We start from the raw sequence: 18887 nt of genomic DNA on the forward strand, positions 1-18887 counted from the left end.
CAGCGATTTTGTGTTCAGCCAGCCGCGCCGTAGGCAAAACAGTCGTCGTATTTATCGTAGGCAATCAGTTCCGCGCGCAGGCTGGCCAGTTCCATATCGGTCAGCAAGCCCCGGTGCGCTTCCGTGCGTCCTTTCGGCAGCGCCACGTCGTAATCGATGATGTCCCTGGCCAGCAGCGCCTGCAGCACTTCCGCCTGACGTGCCGTCAGGTAGCGCGCATGCGTGCCCATGGTTTTTTCCAGCTGTTCCCTGAATTCCTCGTCGCTGACTTCGTTGTACGTGTCCTGATCCGCCATGCTTTGGAGCAGCATCAGGAACAGGAAGTCGGCCAGGTTGCGCGCCAGGTGCTGCGCTTCCTCCTGGTCGTGCCACAGCAGCACGACGGGCAGGTCGGCGTCTTGCTGGCCGGAAGCGAAAAAGCAGTAGTGGTCGCCGGCGCCCGTCTGCGCGAACGGAATGAAGCGCAAGGCAGGATCGATCTGCCGGTAATCGTCGGGATCGGCAAGCTCGTCGAGAGCCTGCGCGACAGCCGTGACGCTCAGCAACTCGAAATCGTCGGCGTGCAGCAGCAGGGTGGGGCGATCCTTCAAGGTGGGGTAGACCTGCTGGTACCAGGCGGGCCCGTACTCGCCCACGTTCAGCATGCCGTCGTGTTCAAGCTGCTTGTAGAGTGGCGGATAAGTGAAGCCGTAGTGTCGTTCGATGTCGGACAAGGTCATGAGGTGTCTGGTGTCGTGGCAATGCCGCGCACTGTAGCACGGGGCTTTGACCGTGGGCGCGACGCTTGCCACGGTGTGGCATCAATTAATAAACAATTTAGTTTACTTATCTAATGGCCCCGGCTATTCTTGCCAGACCAATATAATCAAGACACCCGCTGAGGCTGCATGAAAAATATCATCCTGATTTCCGCCGCCTGTTTGCTGGCGCTGCTGTCGACCATCGGCGCGTCCCTGCCGTACCCGATCCTGCCGCCGCTGTTCGCGGCCGAGGCGCCGAATGCCTTCAATAATTTCCTCGGCTTGCCCTCCAAGCTGCTGTTCGGCCTGGCGCTGACCATCAATCCGCTGGGCTTGCTGATCGGTTCGGCCTTGCTTGGCCCCTTGTCTGACCGCTATGGCCGCCGTCCGCTGCTGATGCGCACGGCCGTGGGCGCCGCCATTGGCCACGCCATCACGGCCTGGGCGCTGGTGATCCAGTCCTATCCCTTGTTCATCGTCGCCCGCTTCATCACCGGTTTGCTGGAAGGAAATGGCGCCGTGGCGCGCGCCATGCTGGCCGACCAGCTGACGGGAGCGCTGCGCCTGCGTGCCATGTCGTGGCTGAACGGCGCGTTTTACCTGGGCTGGCTGGTGGGGCCGATCCTCGCGGGCGCCACCCTGGTATGGGGCGTGACGGTGCCGTTCTGGATCGCCGCTGCCGCGCTGATGCTGGTCGCCGTGCTGGTGGCCGCAGGCTTGCCGCGCGAAACGCCATCGTTGCTGACGACCTCGTGGTGGCAGGTGGCGCGCGACCAGCATTCGCTGAACCTGCTGCGCCACGACGAGCTGCGCACCCTGTTCATCGTGCAGCTGGCGCTCACTTGCGGCGTGGCCAGCTTTTACGAATTCTATCCGCTGTGGCTGGTCGAGACGGCCAACTACAATGCGCAGGCGATTGCCTGGGTGAATGTGGGCCTGTGCGGCACCATGACCATCACTTCGCTGCTGGCGGGCGGACCCAGCCGCCATGCGCCCTTGCTGCGCGCCTGCTGGTATGCCTGCGGCGTGGCGCTGGCCGTGGGCGTGCTGGCCATGGGCAATATCTGGGTGGGCATCGCCGCCATCGTGCTGTTCGGCATTCCGAACGCGCTGTACAACACGGTGATCCAGGGCTGGTGCGCCGAGCGCTTCAGCGCGCACGGACAGGGTGCCGTGATGGGCTTGCTGGCCACCACCTTTTGCATCGCCAACATCGTCGTCGCCCTGAGCGGCTCCGTGCTGACCCTGATCGACACGCGCTTGATCCTCATCGCCGGAGCCTGTTCGGCCGCCTGGGCCGCCTGGCGCATGGCGGCCTGGCGCCGGCAGCTGGACGGCGCCGTCGATGCCAAGGCGGTGGCATGAGCACGAGCACTAACGTGAGCACGAACGTGAGCACATCGGAGCAAACCTTGTTCCTGCTGAAAATGCGCGGGCCGCAGACGGCGCAGCAGCTGGCGGCCTTGCTCGATATCACGTCCATGGGCGCGCGGCGCCAGCTGGAGGCGGCGCACGAGCGTGGCCTGGTGGCCTTCGACGATGTGGCCGACAAGGTGGGGCGCCCGTCGCGCCGCTGGCAGTTGACGCAGCAAGGCCACGCGCGCTTTCCCGACCGGCATGCCGACCTGACGCTGGAATTGATCGGGCAAGTGAAAACCCTGTTCGGCGATGAAGGACTCGATAAACTGATCGGTGCGCGCGAGCGCAGCAGCGAAGCTGCCTACGGCAAGCTGGTCGACCCTCGGCTTGACTTGGTACAACGGGTGGACAGCCTGGCGCGGGCGCGCGATGGCGAAGGTTACATGGCCCATGCCGAGCCGCAGGACGATGGCAGTGTCTTGCTGGTGGAAAACCATTGCCCGATCTGCGCGGCGGCCACGGCGTGCCAGAATTTTTGCCGCTCGGAGCTGGCCATCTTTCAACGCGTGTTGGGGGGCGATTGCACGGTGGAGCGCAGCGAATATCTGCTGGAGGGGGGAAGGCGCTGCGTGTACCGGATTGTGCCGGTGAGATGAACCCAAGCAAAGGCTGGGGTTAGACCCGGCGGGTCTGACCCCACATTGAGTCACCTTACTTCTTGGCAGCCTTCGGCTTGGCTGCCGGCGCTGCCTTTTCAGGTGCAGCGCTGGCGCCGCTCGTGGCTTTTTCCGTGGCCTGCGCCACTTGCGCGCTGGCCTTGGCGATCTGCTCTTCCACCGTTTTCACGGCCTGTTTCGTGGCCTTGGTCACTTGCTCGTAGCCGAGGAAGGCGTTGTCGATGGCGGCCTTGACGATGGCGACGGCGTTTTCCGAGCCGGGCGGCACGTTTTTCGTGACGTCGTAGATCAGGGCGCTCAAGTTGCTTTTCGCTTCAGCCACATGGGCTTCGGCGGCCGTGGTGAATTCCGTGTGGATTTCCTTGATGATGTCGTCGAGCTGCTGCTTGTACGCTTTCGCGCCGGCCACGCCCGGTTGCAGCTGGGCGGCAGCGGCGGCCATGGCGGCCTTCGGATCCTTGGCCTGGCTGATTTCCTTGCCGGCGGCAAGGCCATCCTCGATGCCGCTCTTGGCGGTGGCCATGTTCAATGCCAGCACCTGTTCCACGCCTTGCACGGCCTTGGTGGTGAGGGTGTTGAAGGTCATCAGCTGGAATTCAAACAGGGCCTTGGTGGCCGATGCGAATTGTTCCGGATTCGTAAACATGTGGTCTCCTCGGTTTGAATAGATACGTTCTTATCGTTCCATACTCTTTCGATGCCGCATTGCCATCGCTTGATCTCAAGCCGGTTCCCCGTGTGGTCATGGCCCCATTATTTAGCAAGCGCCGGTTTTTCGCAACGGCTATCTTTGTACGGTCCCGAGGCCAGTTCCCAGCCAAATCCCAGGGTGGACTGGGCGCACGACAGGGTGCCGTCGACCTTGCTGCGCCATTTGTACCAGGGGGCCGGTTCGGCCCAGGCGCCGGCGCACATGGCCAGCAGGACCGTGGCGAGCAGGTATTTCATGGTCTTGCTCCATCAGAATGCGATGGCGACATTGTAGCGCGCCTGTGCCTCAGACGGCACCCGACTGGGGCGCGGCGATGGGCAGCAGCAAGGTGAAGGTAGTGCCGGCGGGACTGCTGCTGGCGTCGATATGGCCGCCCAGCACGCCTGTGACGATGTTGTGCGCCACGTGCAGGCCCAGGCCCGAGCCGCCCGAGCCGAGCTTGGTCGTGAAGAAGGGGTCGTAGATATGCGTGAGGTCGTCGGCGGCAATGCCCACGCCCGTGTCGGCGATGGACAGGCGGATGTTCCGGCCATCGTCGCTGCCGTGCGCGGTGATGGCGATGCTGCCGCCGCTGCGTCCTTCGAAGGCGTGGCGCAAGCAGTTTTCCAGCAGGTTGCTGAGCACCTGGCCCAGCGGGCCGGGATAGCTGTCCATGGCCAGCTCGTCCGGTACATCCTGCGTCAGGCTCACGCCGGCCGCCTTGAGCGGAGTGGACATGGGCAGCATCAGTTCTGCCACGAACTGGCGCAGCAGGAAGTGGCGCCGCTGCGAGCTGGCGCGGTCGACGGCGATCTGCTTGAAGCTGGACACCAGGTCGGCCGCGCGCTGCAGGTTGCGCAGCATGATGGCGTCCGCCTCGCTGGCCTGGGCCAGATAGGTTTCCAGTTCGGAACGGCGCAAGCCGTCGAGGAAGCTGGCCTGGATCTCGCGCGTGCGCTCGGCCATGGTGGTGGCCACCACCAGGCCGTTGCCGATCGGCGTATTGAGTTCATGCGCGATGCCCGCCACCAGCGCGCCCAGGGCGGCCAGCTTGTCGCGCCGCACCAGTTCCTCTTGCGTGATGGACAGGTTTTCCAGCGCCGCGGCCAATTCGCGGTTCGCCTGTTCCGATTGCTCCTTGGCCTGCGTCAGGGCGGCCGTGCGTTCGTCCACCAGTTCTTCCAGGTGGGTGCGGTGGCGCTGCAGTTCGCGTTCATGGCGCATGCGGCCGATCGCGATGCCGGCCAGGTCGGTGGCCGTGTCTATCAGGCCCAGGTCGTGCGCATCAGGGTTGCGCACGTCGCGGTAATACATGGCAAACGAGCCCAGCACGGCGCCATCCTGGCCGAAGATGGGGCGCGACCAGCAGGCGCGCAAGCCAAACGGCGCGGCCAGCTCGCGGTAGGGCGCCCACAGCGGATCGTGCATGATATCGCTGACCACCACGGCTTCGCGCCGGAACATGGCCGTGCCGCAGGAGCCCACGCCAGGGCCGATGGCCACGCCTTCGAGCAGGGCCATGTAGGCGGGCGGCAGGCTGGGACCGGCCGCGCTGTGCATGTGGATGCCGTCATCGTCGAGCAGCATGATGGAACACAACACGCCGCGCGCCTGGCCCTCGATCAGCAGCAGCAGATGGTTCAGGGTGGGAATCAGGGGCGCGCCCTTGGCGACCATTTCCAGCAGCGCGCTCTGGCCCGCACGCATGGCCTCGGCCAGGTTGCGCTCCGTCAAGTCGATGATGCGCGCATGCACCAGCTGGCGGCCCGGCACGGACAAACGCATCAGCCGGATTTCGCAGGCGATCGGGTGGCTGTCGCGATGGCAGCAGGTGGCGCGGAAGACGACGATCCTGCCTTGCAGGGTGGCGCGTATTTTCTCTTCCAGCAGTTGCGGCGAGGCGCGGCCATCGTCCTGCGTCCTGGGAAACAACCGTTCCATGCCGCCTTGCAGCAAGTCGGCCAGCGGCATGCCGAACAGGCTTTCCGCCAGGTGGTTGGCGTCGATCAGCAGCTTGTTGTCGATATCGAACAGCAGGACGGCGTCGGGCGAGCCGGCCAGGATGGAGTGGTAATTGACTTCCAGCGTTTGCGGATGCAAGGGGCGCGGTGCCGTGGCCGCATGCGGCACGGGCGCGTCGGCCTTGTGCAGCGCCAGTTCCATGAGGATTTTTTCCGCCACGTCGCGCGCATTGAAGGGCATCTTGATGTAGTCGGAGGCGCCGGCGCCCACGCTGCGGCCCTGTTCCTCGGCACTGGGGGTGGCCGACATCAGCAGCAGCGGCACGCCATGGCGCCCGCCCGCATTGCGCAGGCGCATGCAGGCCGCGCCGATATTCGTGCCGGCCAGAGCCGCGTCAAGCAGGATCAGGTCCGTGCCGCCCGCCGCCAGTTCCACGCCCTCGTCGACATCGCCCGCCAGTCCCGTACCCAGGTTATGCCGGTCCAGCACATACAGCAGTTCGCGCACATCGTTTGGCGAATTGCTGACCAGCAGCACATTGGCCCGGTCGGCGATGTTGGAAATCAACTGATTCATGGTGTCGCGCCCTTACGCGGTTCATGGGACTAGTATTACATCAAGGCAAGTAGGAGTAAACGATAATTCTTGATGTCCAAAAGCAATGCAATTGGCCGCCCGGCGCAGGCGTCCATCAGGCGGCGTTTTTCGCCGCCGGCGCCGCTGCCAGGCCGGCGCGCGCCTGTTCGATGCGCGCATAATTATCCTCGATCCAGTCGACCAGCACGGCCAGCCGCTCGGCCGCCTCGCGTCCCATCGGCGTCAGGCTGTATTCCACTTTCGGCGGGATCACCATATAGGCCTGGCGCAGCACGAAGCCGTCGCCGGCCAGCGCTTCCAGGGTTTGCGCCAGCATTTTTTCACTGACCCCGCCCACTTCGCGGCGCAGTTCGCTGAAGCGGCGGGTGCCGCTCAGCAGCAGCACCATCACCAGCACGGCCCAGCGGCTGGTCAGGTGGCTGAGCACGACCCGCGACGGGCAGGCGGCCGCCAGCAGGTGCGCGTCCTGGTTCTGGCGGGCGAGGGCGGCGCGCAGGCTGGCGCCGGGAGTGTCTGTGGACATGATAGTTGGCCTTATTAATTAAAAACTTTACCCATACTTACCAAAAGGTACGTACTTACAATAAGTAAGTAATAGTCCTATTATAGGGTTTTACCACCCACGTACCAAGGAGAAATCATGATCGTCATCACCGGCGCCACAGGCAATCTGGGCCAGCACGTCATCGCCAGCCTGCTCGCATCCGTTCCCGCAGGCCACATCATCGCCGCCGTGCGCAACCCGGCCAAGGCTGCCGACCTGGCCGCCAAGGGCGTGCAAGTGCGCCAGGCCGACTACAACGATGGCGCCAGCCTCGACGCGGCCTTCCAGGGCGCGACGAAAATCCTGCTGATCTCGTCAAGCGAAGTGGGTCAGCGCGCGCAGCAGCACCAGAACGTCATCGATGCGGCCAAGCGCGCCGGCGTCGCCTTGCTGGCCTACACCAGCGTCTTGCGCGCCGACACCTCGCCGCTGGGCCTGGCCGCCGAGCACGTGATCACGGAAGCGGCCATCCGCGCGTCAAGCCTGCCTTACAGTTTCTTGCGCAACGGCTGGTACCTGGAAGACCATACGGAACACCTGGCGCCCGTGCTCGAGCATGGCGTCGTGCTGGGCGCGGCGCAGGATGGGCGTTTCTCGTCGGCCACGCGCGCCGATTACGCGGCCGCGGCCGCTGCCGTGCTGACGGCGTCCCAGCCGCAAGCCATTTATGAACTGGCGGGCGACCAGGGCTTCACCCTGGCGCAATATGCGGCCGAAGTGGCGCGCCAGTCGGGCAAGCCGATCGTGTACAAAGACTTGCCGCAGGCGGACTTCAAGGCGGCGCTGGTAAGCGTGGGCGTGCCGGAAGGCTTTGCCGATCTGCTGGCCGATTCCGATGCGGGCGCGGCCAAGGGCGGCCTGGAAGACCATGGCAAGCAGTTGAGCGCGCTGATTGGCCGTCCGACGACGACCCTGTTTGACGCCGTGAAGGCGGCGCTGGCGAAATAAGGGGAGGGGATGCCGCAGGCGGAAAGCTGCGCGGCATTGTTGACGTTTGCAACCGGAAATGAAAAAAGCCGCAAACTCGTGAAAGTTTGCGGCTTTTTTGCGAATTAGGTAATGGTGCCCACGAAGGGACTCGAACCCCTACACCCGAAGGCACATGGACCTGAACCATGCGCGTCTACCAATTCCGCCACGTGGGCACTGATGCTGCTATGACTACTGATGTCTTACTACTGTGAAACCATACTGCTTTACTGCGGATTACAACGATCGACAACTCGTTGCTGGTGGTGCCCACGAAGGGACTCGAACCCCTACACCCGAAGGCACATGGACCTGAACCATGCGCGTCTACCAATTCCGCCACGTGGGCATTGTGCTGCTAACTGCTGTGCTACCTTACTACTTTTTACTGCGGACAACAACGAAAACGACTCGTTGCTGGTGGTGCCCACGAAGGGACTCGAACCCCTACACCCGAAGGCACATGGACCTGAACCATGCGCGTCTACCAATTCCGCCACGTGGGCATTGTTACTGCTTGCTGCTTGTCGCTGCATGTTCTGCAGCGAGGACAAAATCATAAGGGCTGGCGCGCATTCGGTCAATCAACATTTCGCACTTTTCTTCAAGAAACATGGTTTTTCTTTCAAAAAGGGCTTTTCCCTATGAGAAAAGGGTAGATTTGCCTCTTTTTTCAGCGCTTTTACCGATGCATGCGGGGCACTTGCATCAGGCGCGGGCGAAAAGCTGTGGCGCTGCGCGCGGAGTGCGCAAGCCGCGAATGGCGGGAGCGCTGGCGAAGAGAGGGAGGAATGCTGGGAAGAATGCTGCGGAAATGAAAAAAAGCCGCAAACTCGTGAAAGTTTGCGGCTTTTTTGCGAATTAGGTAATGGTGCCCACGAAGGGACTCGAACCCCTACACCCGAAGGCACATGGACCTGAACCATGCGCGTCTACCAATTCCGCCACGTGGGCACTGATGCTGCTTATTGCTGATGCCTTATTACTTTTTACTGCTCGAGTATTTGTTGCAAAACAACTTACTACAACAATTCTGCTATTATAGCGGCTTGAAGAGTTTTGCGCCAGATGAGCTTTCACTCCATACTGCACATCAACCCTGTACCGCTTTCCTGCAACTGCATTCCCGTGAAGGTTTGTCGCTGCAAGAGACCGAGATTATAGAGCAATATTTGCCGAAGTCAAATGCATTGCGCAGCTTTTCTCCTTTTTTTCATCGGCGGGGTACTTGTACTGTTTCCGATACGCTGTCCGTTAGGTAAACCTAGGCGTCGTCCGGTACACTACCGGACATCACCGTGTCAATATTGACGGTGATGTCATCGGTCTTTGTTCTCCGTTTGATCACTGTCAATAACAACTATAGAAATACTTTTGAGCCAAAATACCCACACCATTCCCAGCCGGGAGGACATTCTCGGCATTTTCCGCAGCGTCAACGCGCCTCTCGATCCGCAAACACTCGGGAAAACGCTGCAAGTGCATGCCGATTCCATGGAGGTGCTCGTTCGTCGCCTGAAGGCGATGGAGCGCGACGGCCAGCTCAAGTCGGATGCCAGCGGTGTTTTCTCGCTGGCCGACCAGAGCGCGCTCGTCGCCGGCCGCGTCACCAGTCACCGCGATGGATTCGGCTTCGTCATTCCTGACGACGCCAGCGCCGACCTGTTCCTGCCTGAGAAAGAAATGCAGAAAGTGCTGCATGGCGACAAGGTCATGGCCCGCATCGTCGGCACGGACCGCCGTGGCCGCCCGGAAGGCACGATCGTGGAAGTCACGCAGCGCGCCAATACCCACGTCATCGGTCGCCTGATCCAGGAAAACGGCAATTGGGTGGTGGCGCCGGAAGACCAGCGCATCGGCCAGGACATTTTAGTTACCGGTTCGGTGGGCAAGGCGAAAGCCGGCCAGATCGTCAGCGTCGAGCTGACCGAGCAGCCCATGCGCTTCAAGCAGCCTGTCGGCAAGATCGTCGAAGTGCTCGGTGCGCTCGATGATCCCGGCATGGAAATCGAAATTGCCGTGCGTAAATTCAACGTGCCGCATATCTTCTCTGCCGCCGCCCTGAAGCAAGCTGAAAAACTGCCGTTTGAAGTGCGTGCCGCCGACCTGAAAGACCGTGTCGACCTGCGCGACGTGCCGCTCGTCACCATTGACGGTGAAGATGCGCGCGACTTCGACGATGCCGTGTATTGCGAACCCGTCAAGGTGGGCCGCGCCAACTGCTTCCGCCTGATCGTCGCCATTGCCGACGTCAGCCATTACGTGAAGCCGAACGACGCGCTCGATACCGATGCGCTCGAACGCAGCACGTCCGTGTATTTCCCGCGCCGCGTGATCCCGATGCTGCCGGAGAAACTGTCGAATGGCCTGTGTTCGCTGAACCCTGCCGTCGACCGTTTGACCCTCGTCTGCGACGCCGTCGTCAGCGACAAGGGCGAACTGAAGGCTTACCAGTTCTACCCGGCCGTCATCCATTCGGCCGCGCGCCTGACGTATGACGAAGTCGCCGCCGTGCTGGGCAACACCAAGGGACCCGAGGCGGCACGCCGCGCGGACATCCTGCCGCACCTGCAGAACCTGGAAGCCGTCTACCGCGCCTTGCTGAAAGCGCGCATGGAGCGTGGCGCCATCGACTTCGAGACGACGGAAACGTATATCGTCTGCAATAGCGCCGGCAAGATCGAGAAGATCGTTCCCCGCACGCGCAACGAAGCGCACAAGATCATCGAAGAGTGCATGCTGGCGGCCAACGTTTGCGCAGCCGATTTGCTGCTGCGTAACAAGCACCCGGGTACCTACCGCATCCACGCCAGCCCGACCAAGGAAAAGCTCACGCAAGTGCGCACCTTCCTGAAACAGGTTGGCCTGAACCTGACGGGCGGCGATACGCCATCGGCCTCCGATTACCAGACCCTGATGCAGCAGATCAAGCAGCGTCCCGATGCGGCCCTGCTGCAAACGATGCTGCTGCGCTCGATGCAGCAAGCCGTCTACAGCCCGGACAATATCGGCCACTTCGGCCTGGCGTACGAGGCGTATGCCCACTTCACCAGCCCGATCCGCCGCTATCCCGACCTGCTGACGCACCGCGCCATCAAGGCCATCTTGCAAGGCAAGAAATACGAGCCGAAACTGTCCGACAAGGTTGTGCTGAACACCAATGTGTCGAACGCCACGCGCAAGCAGCAGGCGAAGGACAAGGCCGACGGCAAGCCGAAGAAAACCGACCTGACGATCTGGGACGCGCTGGGCGTGCACTGCTCGGCCAACGAGCGCCGCGCTGACGAAGCGTCGCGCGACGTCGAAGCCTGGCTGAAGTGCTACTTCATGCAGGACAAGCTGGGCGAAGAGTTTACCGGCACGATCACCGGCGTGACCACCTTCGGCGTCTTCGTGCAGCTCGACACCCTGTTTGTCGAAGGCCTGGTGCACGTCACCGAGCTGGGCACCGACTACTTCCAGTACGACGATGCGCGCCATGAACTGCGCGGCGAACGCACGGGCAAGCGCTACCAGCTGACCGACCGTCTGACGGTGCAAGTGGCACGTGTCGACCTGGAAACGCGCAAGATCGACCTGCGCCTGGTGACCGATGCGGAACTGGCGGGCGAAGACGCGCCGGCCAAGTCCAACGGCAGCGGCAAACGCAAGGGCGAAAAGAAATCCATGGTCAAGCCTGGTCCAGCGACCGAGCAGCGTCATGAGATCAAGAGCGGCGGCAAGGGCGGCGGCAAGCCATCCAGCAAGCCGGCGGCCGCCAGGCCGGTAGCCGCCCCCGCAGCCAATGTGGCAAGCAAGGCGGCACCCAAGGCAGCCTCGAAGCCGGCAGCCAAGGCGGCAGCCCCGAAGGCCGCGCCGAAGCGCAGCAAGACCCCAGCCGCGGCACCCGCTGCGGCGGCACCACGAGCAGCAAAAACTGTATCAAAGACAAGCAAGAAGAAGCGATAACAAATGAAGAATAAAATGATTTTCGGCTTCCACGCCGTCACCTCGCGTTTGCGTCACGAAGCGTCGTCCGTGGAAGAAATTTTCGTCGATGCCAGCCGTGTCGACGGCCGCATGAAGGACATGATCGCCGCCGCCAAGTCGGCCGGCGTGCGCGTCATGCCTGTCGATTCCTCGCGTCTGGACAAGATCGTCGGCACGCGCCGCCACCAGGGCGTGATCGCCTTCGCGTCGCAGCTGTCGCTGGCACGCAATCTGGACGAATTGCTGGACGCCATCGACGGCCCGCCGCTGCTGCTGATCCTCGACGGCATCACCGACCCGCACAACCTGGGCGCCTGCCTGCGCGTGGCCGACGGCGTCGGCGCACATGCCGTCATCGTGCCGAAGGACCGCGCCGTGGGCCTCAACGCCACGGCCGCCAAGGTTGCCAGCGGCGCCGCCGAAACCGTCCCGTACATCACCGTGACGAATCTGGCGCGCACCATGCGTGAACTGAAGGACCGCGGCATCTGGCTGATCGGCACTTCGGACGACGGCGAAAAAGGCTTGTACGAAGCCGATTTCACGGGCCCGACGGCCCTCGTCATGGGTTCCGAAGGCGAAGGCATGCGCCGTTTGACGCGCGACACCTGCGACATGCTGGTCAGCATCCCGATGTTCGGCTCCGTCGAGAGCTTGAACGTGTCCGTGGCTTCCGGCGTGTGTCTGTACGAAGCCCGCCGCCAGCGCATCGCGAAAGAAGGCTAAAAAACGTCCAGGGCGGCGTTGCATTGCCTCGCCGTACTTGCGTACTGTCTTCGGCAATGCGCCTTGCCCTGAACATTTTGTAGCGCTTCTTTGATCAGCCGCCGCCCTTGAGGCGGCGCTTGTTTATCTGCCTCTCCGGCAGCATGCCACCGAATACGCTACCATTTGCGTCTTGTCTCTTACCTATTCAGAAATCCGTCTTATGTTCCACCACCTGCGCGAAGACATCAACAGCATCATCGAACGTGACCCGGCCGCCCGCAATGGCTGGGAGGTGCTGACCTGTTATCCGGGCTTGCACGCCATCGTCATGCATGGCTGGGCGCACTGGTGCTGGACGCGGCGCATGAAGTGGGTGGGGCGCTTCATTTCGTATATCGGCCGCATCATCACGGGCATCGAGATCCATCCTGGCGCCAGCATCGGCCGGCGCGTTTTCATCGACCATGGCTTCGGCGTGGTGATCGGCGAGACGGCCGTCGTCGGCGACGACTGCACCATCTACCAGGGCGTGACCCTGGGCGGCACCTCGCTGCACAGCGGCAGCAAACGCCATCCGACCCTGGAACGCGGCGTCATCGTCGGCGCCGGCGCGCAAGTGCTGGGCAACTTCACGGTGGGCGAGTACGCCAAGGTGGGTTCGAACGCCGTGCTGCTCAAACCCGTGCCGGCCGGCGCCACGGCCGTCGGCAACCCCGCGCACATCGTGCAAAAGGATCTCAATGCCCTGCGCGAAGGCAGCACGGCCCATCTGTTCGCCGCCTACGGCGTCACGCCGAACGGCGACGATCCGCTGTCGAAAGCCCTGCAGGGCCTGATCACGCACGCCGTGGCGCAGGAGCAGCGCATCGAAACCATCCTCGCCACCCTGAAGGCGGCGGGCATTTGCTGCCAGGCTGTGCCTGAATGTGATAAATTGGATTCGGAACAAATGAACAAGCTGGTTGATTAAGGATAGACGCATGAATACTGATGTGACGGCAGGCGAAAAAAGCACTGACAATCCCAATCTGCTCGACCCGTTCGAGATCCGCGTGCTGGCCGTGCTGGCCGAAAAGGAAGCGCTGACGCCGGACAGCTATCCGCTTTCGCTCAACGCCCTGACCAATGGCTGCAATCAGCTGTCCAGCCGCGACCCCGTGATGGCGCTGTCCGAGGAAACCGTGTACGACGTGCTGCAGCGCCTGATGCAGCGCAAATTCGTCAACGGCATCACGCAGGCGGGCGCGCGGGTCGCCAAGTACGAACACCGCATGCGCATCAAGTGGTCGCTGGAACAGGACAAGCTAGCCATCCTGACGATATTGATGCTGCGCGGCTTGCAGACGGCGGGCGAGATCCGCAGCCGCAGCGGGCGCGTGCATGACTTCAAGTCGGTGGCGGAAGTGGAATCCGGCCTGCAATTCCTGATAGACAAATACCCGCCGCTGGTGGCCAGGCTGGCCGTCGCGCCGGGCGCCAAGGAACCGCGCTACGGCCACCTGCTGGGTGGCGAGGAAGCGCTGGCGCAGAGCGAGACGGCGGCCGGTTTTGCCGGCGCCGTCAGCGCGCCGCAGCAGGGCAGCCGTGTGGCCCAGCTGGAACAGGAAGTGCTGCAATTGCGCAGCGATTTCGATGGCCTGGCGGCGCAGTTCGAGGCCTTCCGCAAGCAGTTCGAGTGACAGGGCAGGCAGGATGAGCGGGCCGCCGAGGCGCAGCGGGCTCACGGCGGCGAGCGATAGCGCCAGTTCTTCGGCTTTTTCAGCGTCAGGCTGATTGCGCAGCGCCGGCCGGCGTCAGGCGGCCCGCACCACCCGCACGCTATCGCGGCCCTCGCGCTTGGACGAGTACAAGGCGGCGTCGCCCAGTTCGAGCAGTGCCGCCAGGCTTGCCGGCGGCCGCTCGAACAAGGTGGCGCCCACGCTCAGGGTCACCGCCTTGGGCGTGGCGAATGCCTGCTGCGCCATCTGGCCGAACATGCCGCGCAAGGCATTTCCCAGCGCCACCACGCTGTCGCTGCTGGCCCCATGCAGCAAAATCACGAACTCGTCGCCTCCCAGCCTGGCCGCCAAGGCACGCTGCGGCAGGGTGTTGCACAGCATTTCACTGAGGGCCACCAGCAATTTGTCGCCCGCGCTGTGGCCGTGCAAGTCATTGACCTGCTTGAAATTGTCGATATCGATCAGCAGCAGGGCGCCGGGGCTGTGCGGCGAGGCCTGCTCCAGCAGCGCGGGCGCCCGTTCGTCCAGGGCGCGGCGGTTGTACAGCGCCGTGAGCGGGTCGCGCGCGGCCAGCTGCTCGATGCGTTCCTCGCGGCGGTGGCGTTCCGTGCCCGTCATGGACAAGGCGATCAGCATGATGGCCATGGCGCCTTCCACCAGCGAAATCTGGATGACTTCGCCACGGAAGCCGGCCAGATCGACGAAGGTATTGAGCGCAACGATGGAAGCGGCCTTGGCAAAATAAAAAAGGCCATGCAGCAGCAGCACGTAGCGCAGCTGCACCGCGCCCACGCTGAGGGAAACGCCATGCGGGCGCAGCAGGTAGCTGGCGCGCAGGCAGATGCCGGCGATGAGCAGCGACTGCACCACGAACATCACCTTCGACCACCAGGGGGCACCGGGCACCAGCAGCATGGCCAGCCAGGCGAGGGGAAGCAAATACCACGCACGCGACAGGCGCATGTCCATGAACCTGGCCACGCCCGCCAGGAACAGCCAGTGGGCGGCGATCAGCAAGCCGTTGGCAAACCAGATGCCGATCAGCAGAAAACCGCTGGTGCGCAGCAGGGCCAGGACGCAGCCCACCGTAATGACGGCGAACCCCGCACTCCAGAACAGCAGCGATTTTTCGCGCACGCTGCGCCATTCCACCGCCAGGTACAGTGCGGCGGCCGCGGCCAGCGCCGTCGTGAGGATGAGGATGGTGGAAGGATCGAGTGCCATGATTCGGGAGGGCGTGAGCTTGCGCAGATAAAGCGAGGAAGGGTAGTTCGCTATTTTAGCGCTCTCCAGGCCAGGTTTGGCCTGTCTTTGTTGACCACAAGTATCAAATATGTGCTGCCGCCAACGGTCAGCAGCCGATCGACGCTACCGCGTGGCCATGGCGCAAGGCGCCGGATCACGGGGCGCAGGCCGCGTGCCTTGCGCCCGCGTCGGTGGCTGCTTTGGTGTGCCCGGCGATTATGAGGTTGCCTGGACCCTTGCGGCAGGCACAACGCGGGTGAACCCGGATTGGTACATAGTGTCATGTATAAACAACACAAACGTGGGGAGGGCCGGCGAAATTCTCCGGCATGATCTGCTTGCTCTGCGGTGCCAAGGCAAGGCAGCCATGCCAGCCTGACAGGCGCAAGCCAAAACCGTTCTCATCGGGCCGGGAGAGATAGTCATGCATGGCGTTCCAGGTGCCATTCCGGTGGCCACCGACATATGCGCAAAATCGCGCTTGAACGCCTCGATAAACGCTTTTAGCATAGTGATATTTGATGCCTCCACGGTGCATTCGCGCATGGGGAAATGGGGGCGCCGTGCCAGAGAAGACGTCAAAATGATCATTCCAGGCGATGGGCGCTGCGCCGCGAAAGCCATTCTCTCCGGCAGTGCGAGCCAAGCCCGCACATTGTCCGGACCGTTTTGCCGGGGAGTCTATCGGCGATACATCACCGTTCCCCCATCGACTCCGAAAACGTCTTGGTGATCGGTTTCGTCAGGTAGCGCAAGACCGTCTTGCGGCCCGTGTTGATTTCCACCGTGGCCGTCATGCCGGGCTGGATGAGGATCGGTTCGCCGTTCTTGCCGATCAGATTGCGCCCGCTGGTCTTGATCTGCACGCGGTAGTAGGGCTGTTCATTGCCCTTGTTGTCTTCGCTCAGGGTATCGGCGCTGATGTAGCTGACGGTGCCGCGCAGGCGGCCGTAGATGCCGTAGTCGTAGGCGTCGAGTTTCACGGCCGTGGGCAGGCCCGGCTTGATGAAGGCGATGTCGGCCGGCTTGACCTTCGCCTCGATGATCAGGTCATCGTCGGTAGGCACGATCTGCAGAATTTCCTCGCCCGGCTTGGCCACGCCGCCCAGCGTTGTGAGGCGCACGTTGCGCACGATGCCGTCCGTGGGCGCGTAGATATCCGTCGAACCCAGCTGCTCCTTGCGCTGCGTCACCGTCTGCAGCACGCCGGCCAGATCTTCCTGGGCTTTCACCATGTCCGTCTGGCTGTCCTGCAGGTATTTGTTGCGCCGGTTGGTGATCTGCGCCTGGATGTCGACCACTTGCCGCCGCAGTTTCAGCACTTCGGCGCGGCTGACATCGCCCGTTTCCAGCAGCGGCAAGTTCATTTCCAGTTCTTCCTTGATCAGCTTCATGGCGCTTTCCAGCGCGCCCACTTCCGCCTGCACGGCGCCCTGGCGCTTGCTGAACAGGGCCAGCTGGTTGGCGCGGAATTCGGGAAACGCCTGCAGTTCGGGCGGGAATTTCGGCGTGCCGCCAAACACCTCTGCCTGCAGGCGCGCCACGGCCGCCTTCAGGCCGGCCGCCTTGGCCGTGCTTTCCAGGTAGCTCGTTTCGGCGCGCGTGCGGTCGAAGCGCGCCAGCAGTTCGCCCTTTTTCACGATGCTGCCTTCGTGTACGCGCAATTCGGCCAGCACGCCGCCGTCGGCCACCTGGATGATCTGGTTGCGCGAACTGGCGATCACCTGGCCGTTGGCGCGCGTGACCTGGTCCAGCTCCGCCCACGAGGCCCAGGCGATGACGCCCGCCAGCGCCGCCGCGCAGCTCCAGATCAGCACGCGGCCCCGCTTGGCTTCCTCTTTTGCTTCGACCTTGGCCAGTTTCATGCGACGGCTCCTTGCGCCACCGGCGCTGGTGCTGGAGCGGGCACGGCCTGCGGTTTGCCCGACAGCTTGGCCAGCACAACGTCGCGCGGGCCGTCGAGCAGCACCCGGCCCGCCTGCAGCACCACCAGCCGGTCGAGCAGGGGCAATAGGGCGTTCTTGTGCGTGGTGGCGACCATGGTCACGCCTTCGGCCGCCAGTTCACCCAGCAAGCCGACGATGCGCGCTTCCGTCTTCGCATCCATGGCGCCCGTCGGTTCGTCCAGCAGCCAGATTTTCGGTTTCGCCAGCAGCAGGCGCGTGACGGCGATCAGCTGGCGCTGGCCGCCGGAGACGCCGCGTCCGCCTTCGGTGATGGCCAGCGCCAGTCCGCGCGGCTGGCCCAGTATCAGTTCGATCAGGCCGGTGCGCCTGGCCGCCGCGAGGATCGCCTCTTCGCCCGGGTCGGCCAGGCCCAGCAGCAGGTTGTCGCGCAGGGTGCCGCTGAACAAGCGCGTTTCCTGCGGCAGGTAGCCGATCATTTCGCGCATCACGGGCGGCGCCAGCAGGGCCATGTCGACGTCGCCCAGGTAGACCTTGCCCTCGGCCGGCTGGTACAGGCCCGAGGCCAGTTTCAGCAGGGTGCTCTTGCCCGAGCCGATGGCGCCCACCAGGCCGACCCGTTCGCCCGGACGGATGGCCAACGCTTCGACTTCCAGCGCCACCTTTTGCGCGCCGCCATACGTAAAGCGGATGCGCTCGAAGCGCAGGCCCTTGTCCAGGCTGCGCGGCGTCAGCGCGAATTGCGCGTTGTCCGCCTCGTTGGGCAGGCTGATGACCTGCTCCAGGCCATCGATCGAGGCGCGCGCATGGGCCCATTGCACCATCACGGCGGGTAGCTGCACGATGGGCATCAGGGCGCGGTTGCTGATGATGGTGCAGGCCATCAGGGCGCCCATGGTCATCTGGTTTTCCGCCACGAACCAGGCGCCCATGGAGATCAGCGCCACGTTGGTCAGCTGCTGGAAGGCGGCCGTGATGTTCTGCGACAGGGCCGCATAGTCGCGGATATTCTGCTCGGCGTAGCTGGTCTCGGCCACCAGTTCGGCCCAGCGCGCCTGCATCATCCATTCGGCGCTGCTGCCCTTGAGGGTTTCGACGCCGTCGACGGCTTCCACCAGCAAGCCGGCCTTGCGGTTGCTGGCATTGAGGTTCTTGCGCGTGTGGGCCTGGATGGCGCGCTGGAACATCAGGCCGCACACCAGGGCCAGGGGCAGGGCCACCAGCGGCACCACCACCAGCCAGCCGCCGATGATGGTGATCATGGCCAGGAAGATCAGGGCGAAAGGCACGTCGGTGAGCACGAACAGGGACGTCGAGGTAAGCACGCCGCGCACCATCTCGAAGCCCTTCACCTGCGCCGCCAGGGTGCCGACGGAGGCAGGGCGTGCTTCCATGCGGATGCCCAGCATGCGCTGGAAAAACCACTCGGACAGTTCATGGTCGACGTCATTGCACGAATGGTCGACGATGCGGCTGCGCACCTGCTTGAGGATGAATTCCAGGCCGATCGACAGGGCCACGCCCACCACCAGCACCCACAGGGTGCTGAAGCTCTGGTTGGGGATCACGCGGTCGTACACCTGCATGGAAAACAGCGAGGTGGCCATGGTCAGCAGGGTTACCAGCGCGGTGGCCAGCACGGCGTCGACAAACACGCTTTTCTTCAGCCACAGGGCATTGCGCACCAGGCCAAGGGCGCCGGGACGCGCCGCGCTTTTCTCGCTGCGGCGCGGCAGGCCCACGCAGGCCAGGCCGGCCAGCGTCGCCAGCAGCAAGGGGCGGCCATCGGTGCCTTCGCCATGCC

16 protein-coding genes and 4 tRNA genes are annotated in these 18887 nt (G+C 63.4%); 7 read left to right on the top strand and 13 right to left on the bottom strand.

Annotated features, from left to right (window positions below):
- Positions 1-14: 14 nt before the first annotated feature.
- Entirely contained in the window at positions 15-719 is a 705-nt protein-coding gene (locus JaAD80_RS06495; protein ID WP_102293422.1) for an SMI1/KNR4 family protein, read from the bottom strand.
- Positions 720-887: 168 nt separating this feature from the next.
- Between JaAD80_RS06495 and JaAD80_RS06500 the strand changes: the two genes are divergently transcribed.
- Both JaAD80_RS06500 and JaAD80_RS06505 read left to right on the top strand, forming a co-directional pair.
- A complete protein-coding gene (locus JaAD80_RS06500) occupies positions 888-2105 on the top strand; it encodes an MFS transporter (RefSeq protein ID WP_102293423.1) in 1218 nt (405 codons plus the stop codon).
- Positions 2102-2755 (top strand): helix-turn-helix transcriptional regulator, encoded by a 654-nt coding sequence (locus JaAD80_RS06505; RefSeq protein WP_374755231.1) that lies wholly within the window; start codon positions 2102-2104, stop codon positions 2753-2755. Before JaAD80_RS06500 ends, JaAD80_RS06505 begins: the two co-directional genes overlap by 4 nt.
- A gap of 55 nt (positions 2756-2810) precedes the next feature.
- On the opposite strand, the gene phaP is transcribed toward JaAD80_RS06505, so the two are convergent.
- From phaP to JaAD80_RS06525, 4 genes are all read right to left on the bottom strand, one after another.
- Entirely contained in the window at positions 2811-3422 is a 612-nt protein-coding gene (phaP, locus tag JaAD80_RS06510; protein ID WP_102293424.1) for a TIGR01841 family phasin, read from the bottom strand.
- Positions 3423-3529: 107 nt separating this feature from the next.
- Positions 3530-3724: a hypothetical protein gene (locus JaAD80_RS06515; RefSeq protein ID WP_102293425.1), complete on the bottom strand. Its 195-nt coding sequence runs from the start codon at positions 3722-3724 to the stop codon at positions 3530-3532.
- Between the two features lie 49 nt (positions 3725-3773).
- Complete coding sequence (locus JaAD80_RS06520) at positions 3774-6005, bottom strand: ATP-binding protein (RefSeq protein WP_102293426.1); 2232 nt, start codon at positions 6003-6005, stop codon at positions 3774-3776.
- Positions 6006-6120: 115 nt separating this feature from the next.
- Complete coding sequence (locus JaAD80_RS06525) at positions 6121-6549, bottom strand: helix-turn-helix domain-containing protein (protein WP_102293427.1); 429 nt, start codon at positions 6547-6549, stop codon at positions 6121-6123.
- Positions 6550-6666: 117 nt separating this feature from the next.
- On the opposite strand from JaAD80_RS06525, the gene JaAD80_RS06530 reads away from it, so the two are divergent.
- Positions 6667-7518, top strand: coding sequence for an SDR family oxidoreductase (locus JaAD80_RS06530; protein WP_102293428.1), 852 nt, complete (start codon positions 6667-6669; stop codon positions 7516-7518).
- A gap of 112 nt (positions 7519-7630) precedes the next feature.
- On the opposite strand, the gene JaAD80_RS06535 is transcribed toward JaAD80_RS06530, so the two are convergent.
- The 4 genes from JaAD80_RS06535 to JaAD80_RS06550 all read right to left on the bottom strand — a co-directional run bounded on the left by JaAD80_RS06535 (position 7631) and on the right by JaAD80_RS06550 (position 8493).
- Positions 7631-7715: transfer RNA gene (locus tag JaAD80_RS06535), tRNA-Leu, on the bottom strand.
- Between the two features lie 88 nt (positions 7716-7803).
- A tRNA-Leu gene (locus JaAD80_RS06540) sits at positions 7804-7888 on the bottom strand.
- Positions 7889-7960: 72 nt separating this feature from the next.
- Positions 7961-8045 (bottom strand) — tRNA-Leu (locus JaAD80_RS06545).
- A 363-nt stretch (positions 8046-8408) separates the two neighbouring features.
- Positions 8409-8493: transfer RNA gene (locus JaAD80_RS06550), tRNA-Leu, on the bottom strand.
- A gap of 420 nt (positions 8494-8913) precedes the next feature.
- On the opposite strand from JaAD80_RS06550, the gene rnr reads away from it, so the two are divergent.
- The 4 genes from rnr (at position 8914) to JaAD80_RS06570 (ending at position 13895) form a co-directional block, all read left to right on the top strand.
- Positions 8914-11487 (top strand): ribonuclease R, encoded by a 2574-nt coding sequence (gene rnr / locus JaAD80_RS06555; protein ID WP_102293429.1) that lies wholly within the window; start codon positions 8914-8916, stop codon positions 11485-11487.
- Between the two features lie 3 nt (positions 11488-11490).
- Positions 11491-12234 (top strand): 23S rRNA (guanosine(2251)-2'-O)-methyltransferase RlmB, encoded by a 744-nt coding sequence (rlmB, locus tag JaAD80_RS06560; protein WP_071324394.1) that lies wholly within the window; start codon positions 11491-11493, stop codon positions 12232-12234.
- A gap of 202 nt (positions 12235-12436) precedes the next feature.
- Entirely contained in the window at positions 12437-13186 is a 750-nt protein-coding gene (cysE, locus tag JaAD80_RS06565; RefSeq protein ID WP_102293430.1) for a serine O-acetyltransferase, read from the top strand.
- 10 nt (positions 13187-13196) lie between these two features.
- On the top strand, positions 13197-13895 hold the full coding sequence (locus tag JaAD80_RS06570) for a YceH family protein (protein ID WP_102293431.1): 699 nt from the start codon (positions 13197-13199) through the stop codon (positions 13893-13895).
- 114 nt (positions 13896-14009) lie between these two features.
- Here the strand turns inward: JaAD80_RS06570 and JaAD80_RS06575 are convergent, their stop codons facing one another.
- The 4 genes from JaAD80_RS06575 to JaAD80_RS06585 all read right to left on the bottom strand — a co-directional run.
- Entirely contained in the window at positions 14010-15158 is a 1149-nt protein-coding gene (locus tag JaAD80_RS06575; RefSeq protein WP_102293432.1) for a diguanylate cyclase, read from the bottom strand.
- A 301-nt stretch (positions 15159-15459) separates the two neighbouring features.
- Positions 15460-15609: a hypothetical protein gene (locus JaAD80_RS30580; protein WP_180979329.1), complete on the bottom strand. Its 150-nt coding sequence runs from the start codon at positions 15607-15609 to the stop codon at positions 15460-15462.
- A 265-nt stretch (positions 15610-15874) separates the two neighbouring features.
- Positions 15875-17044 (bottom strand): HlyD family type I secretion periplasmic adaptor subunit, encoded by a 1170-nt coding sequence (locus JaAD80_RS06580; RefSeq protein WP_102293433.1) that lies wholly within the window; start codon positions 17042-17044, stop codon positions 15875-15877.
- A partial coding sequence (locus JaAD80_RS06585) for an ATP-binding cassette domain-containing protein (protein ID WP_219726788.1) occupies positions 17041-18887 on the bottom strand: 1847 nt, incomplete at its 5' end. The genes JaAD80_RS06585 and JaAD80_RS06580, both read right to left, overlap by 4 nt.

Origin of the sequence: Janthinobacterium sp. AD80 (assembly GCF_002878455.1) — a bacterium.
Classification (GTDB): domain Bacteria; phylum Pseudomonadota; class Gammaproteobacteria; order Burkholderiales; family Burkholderiaceae_D; genus Janthinobacterium.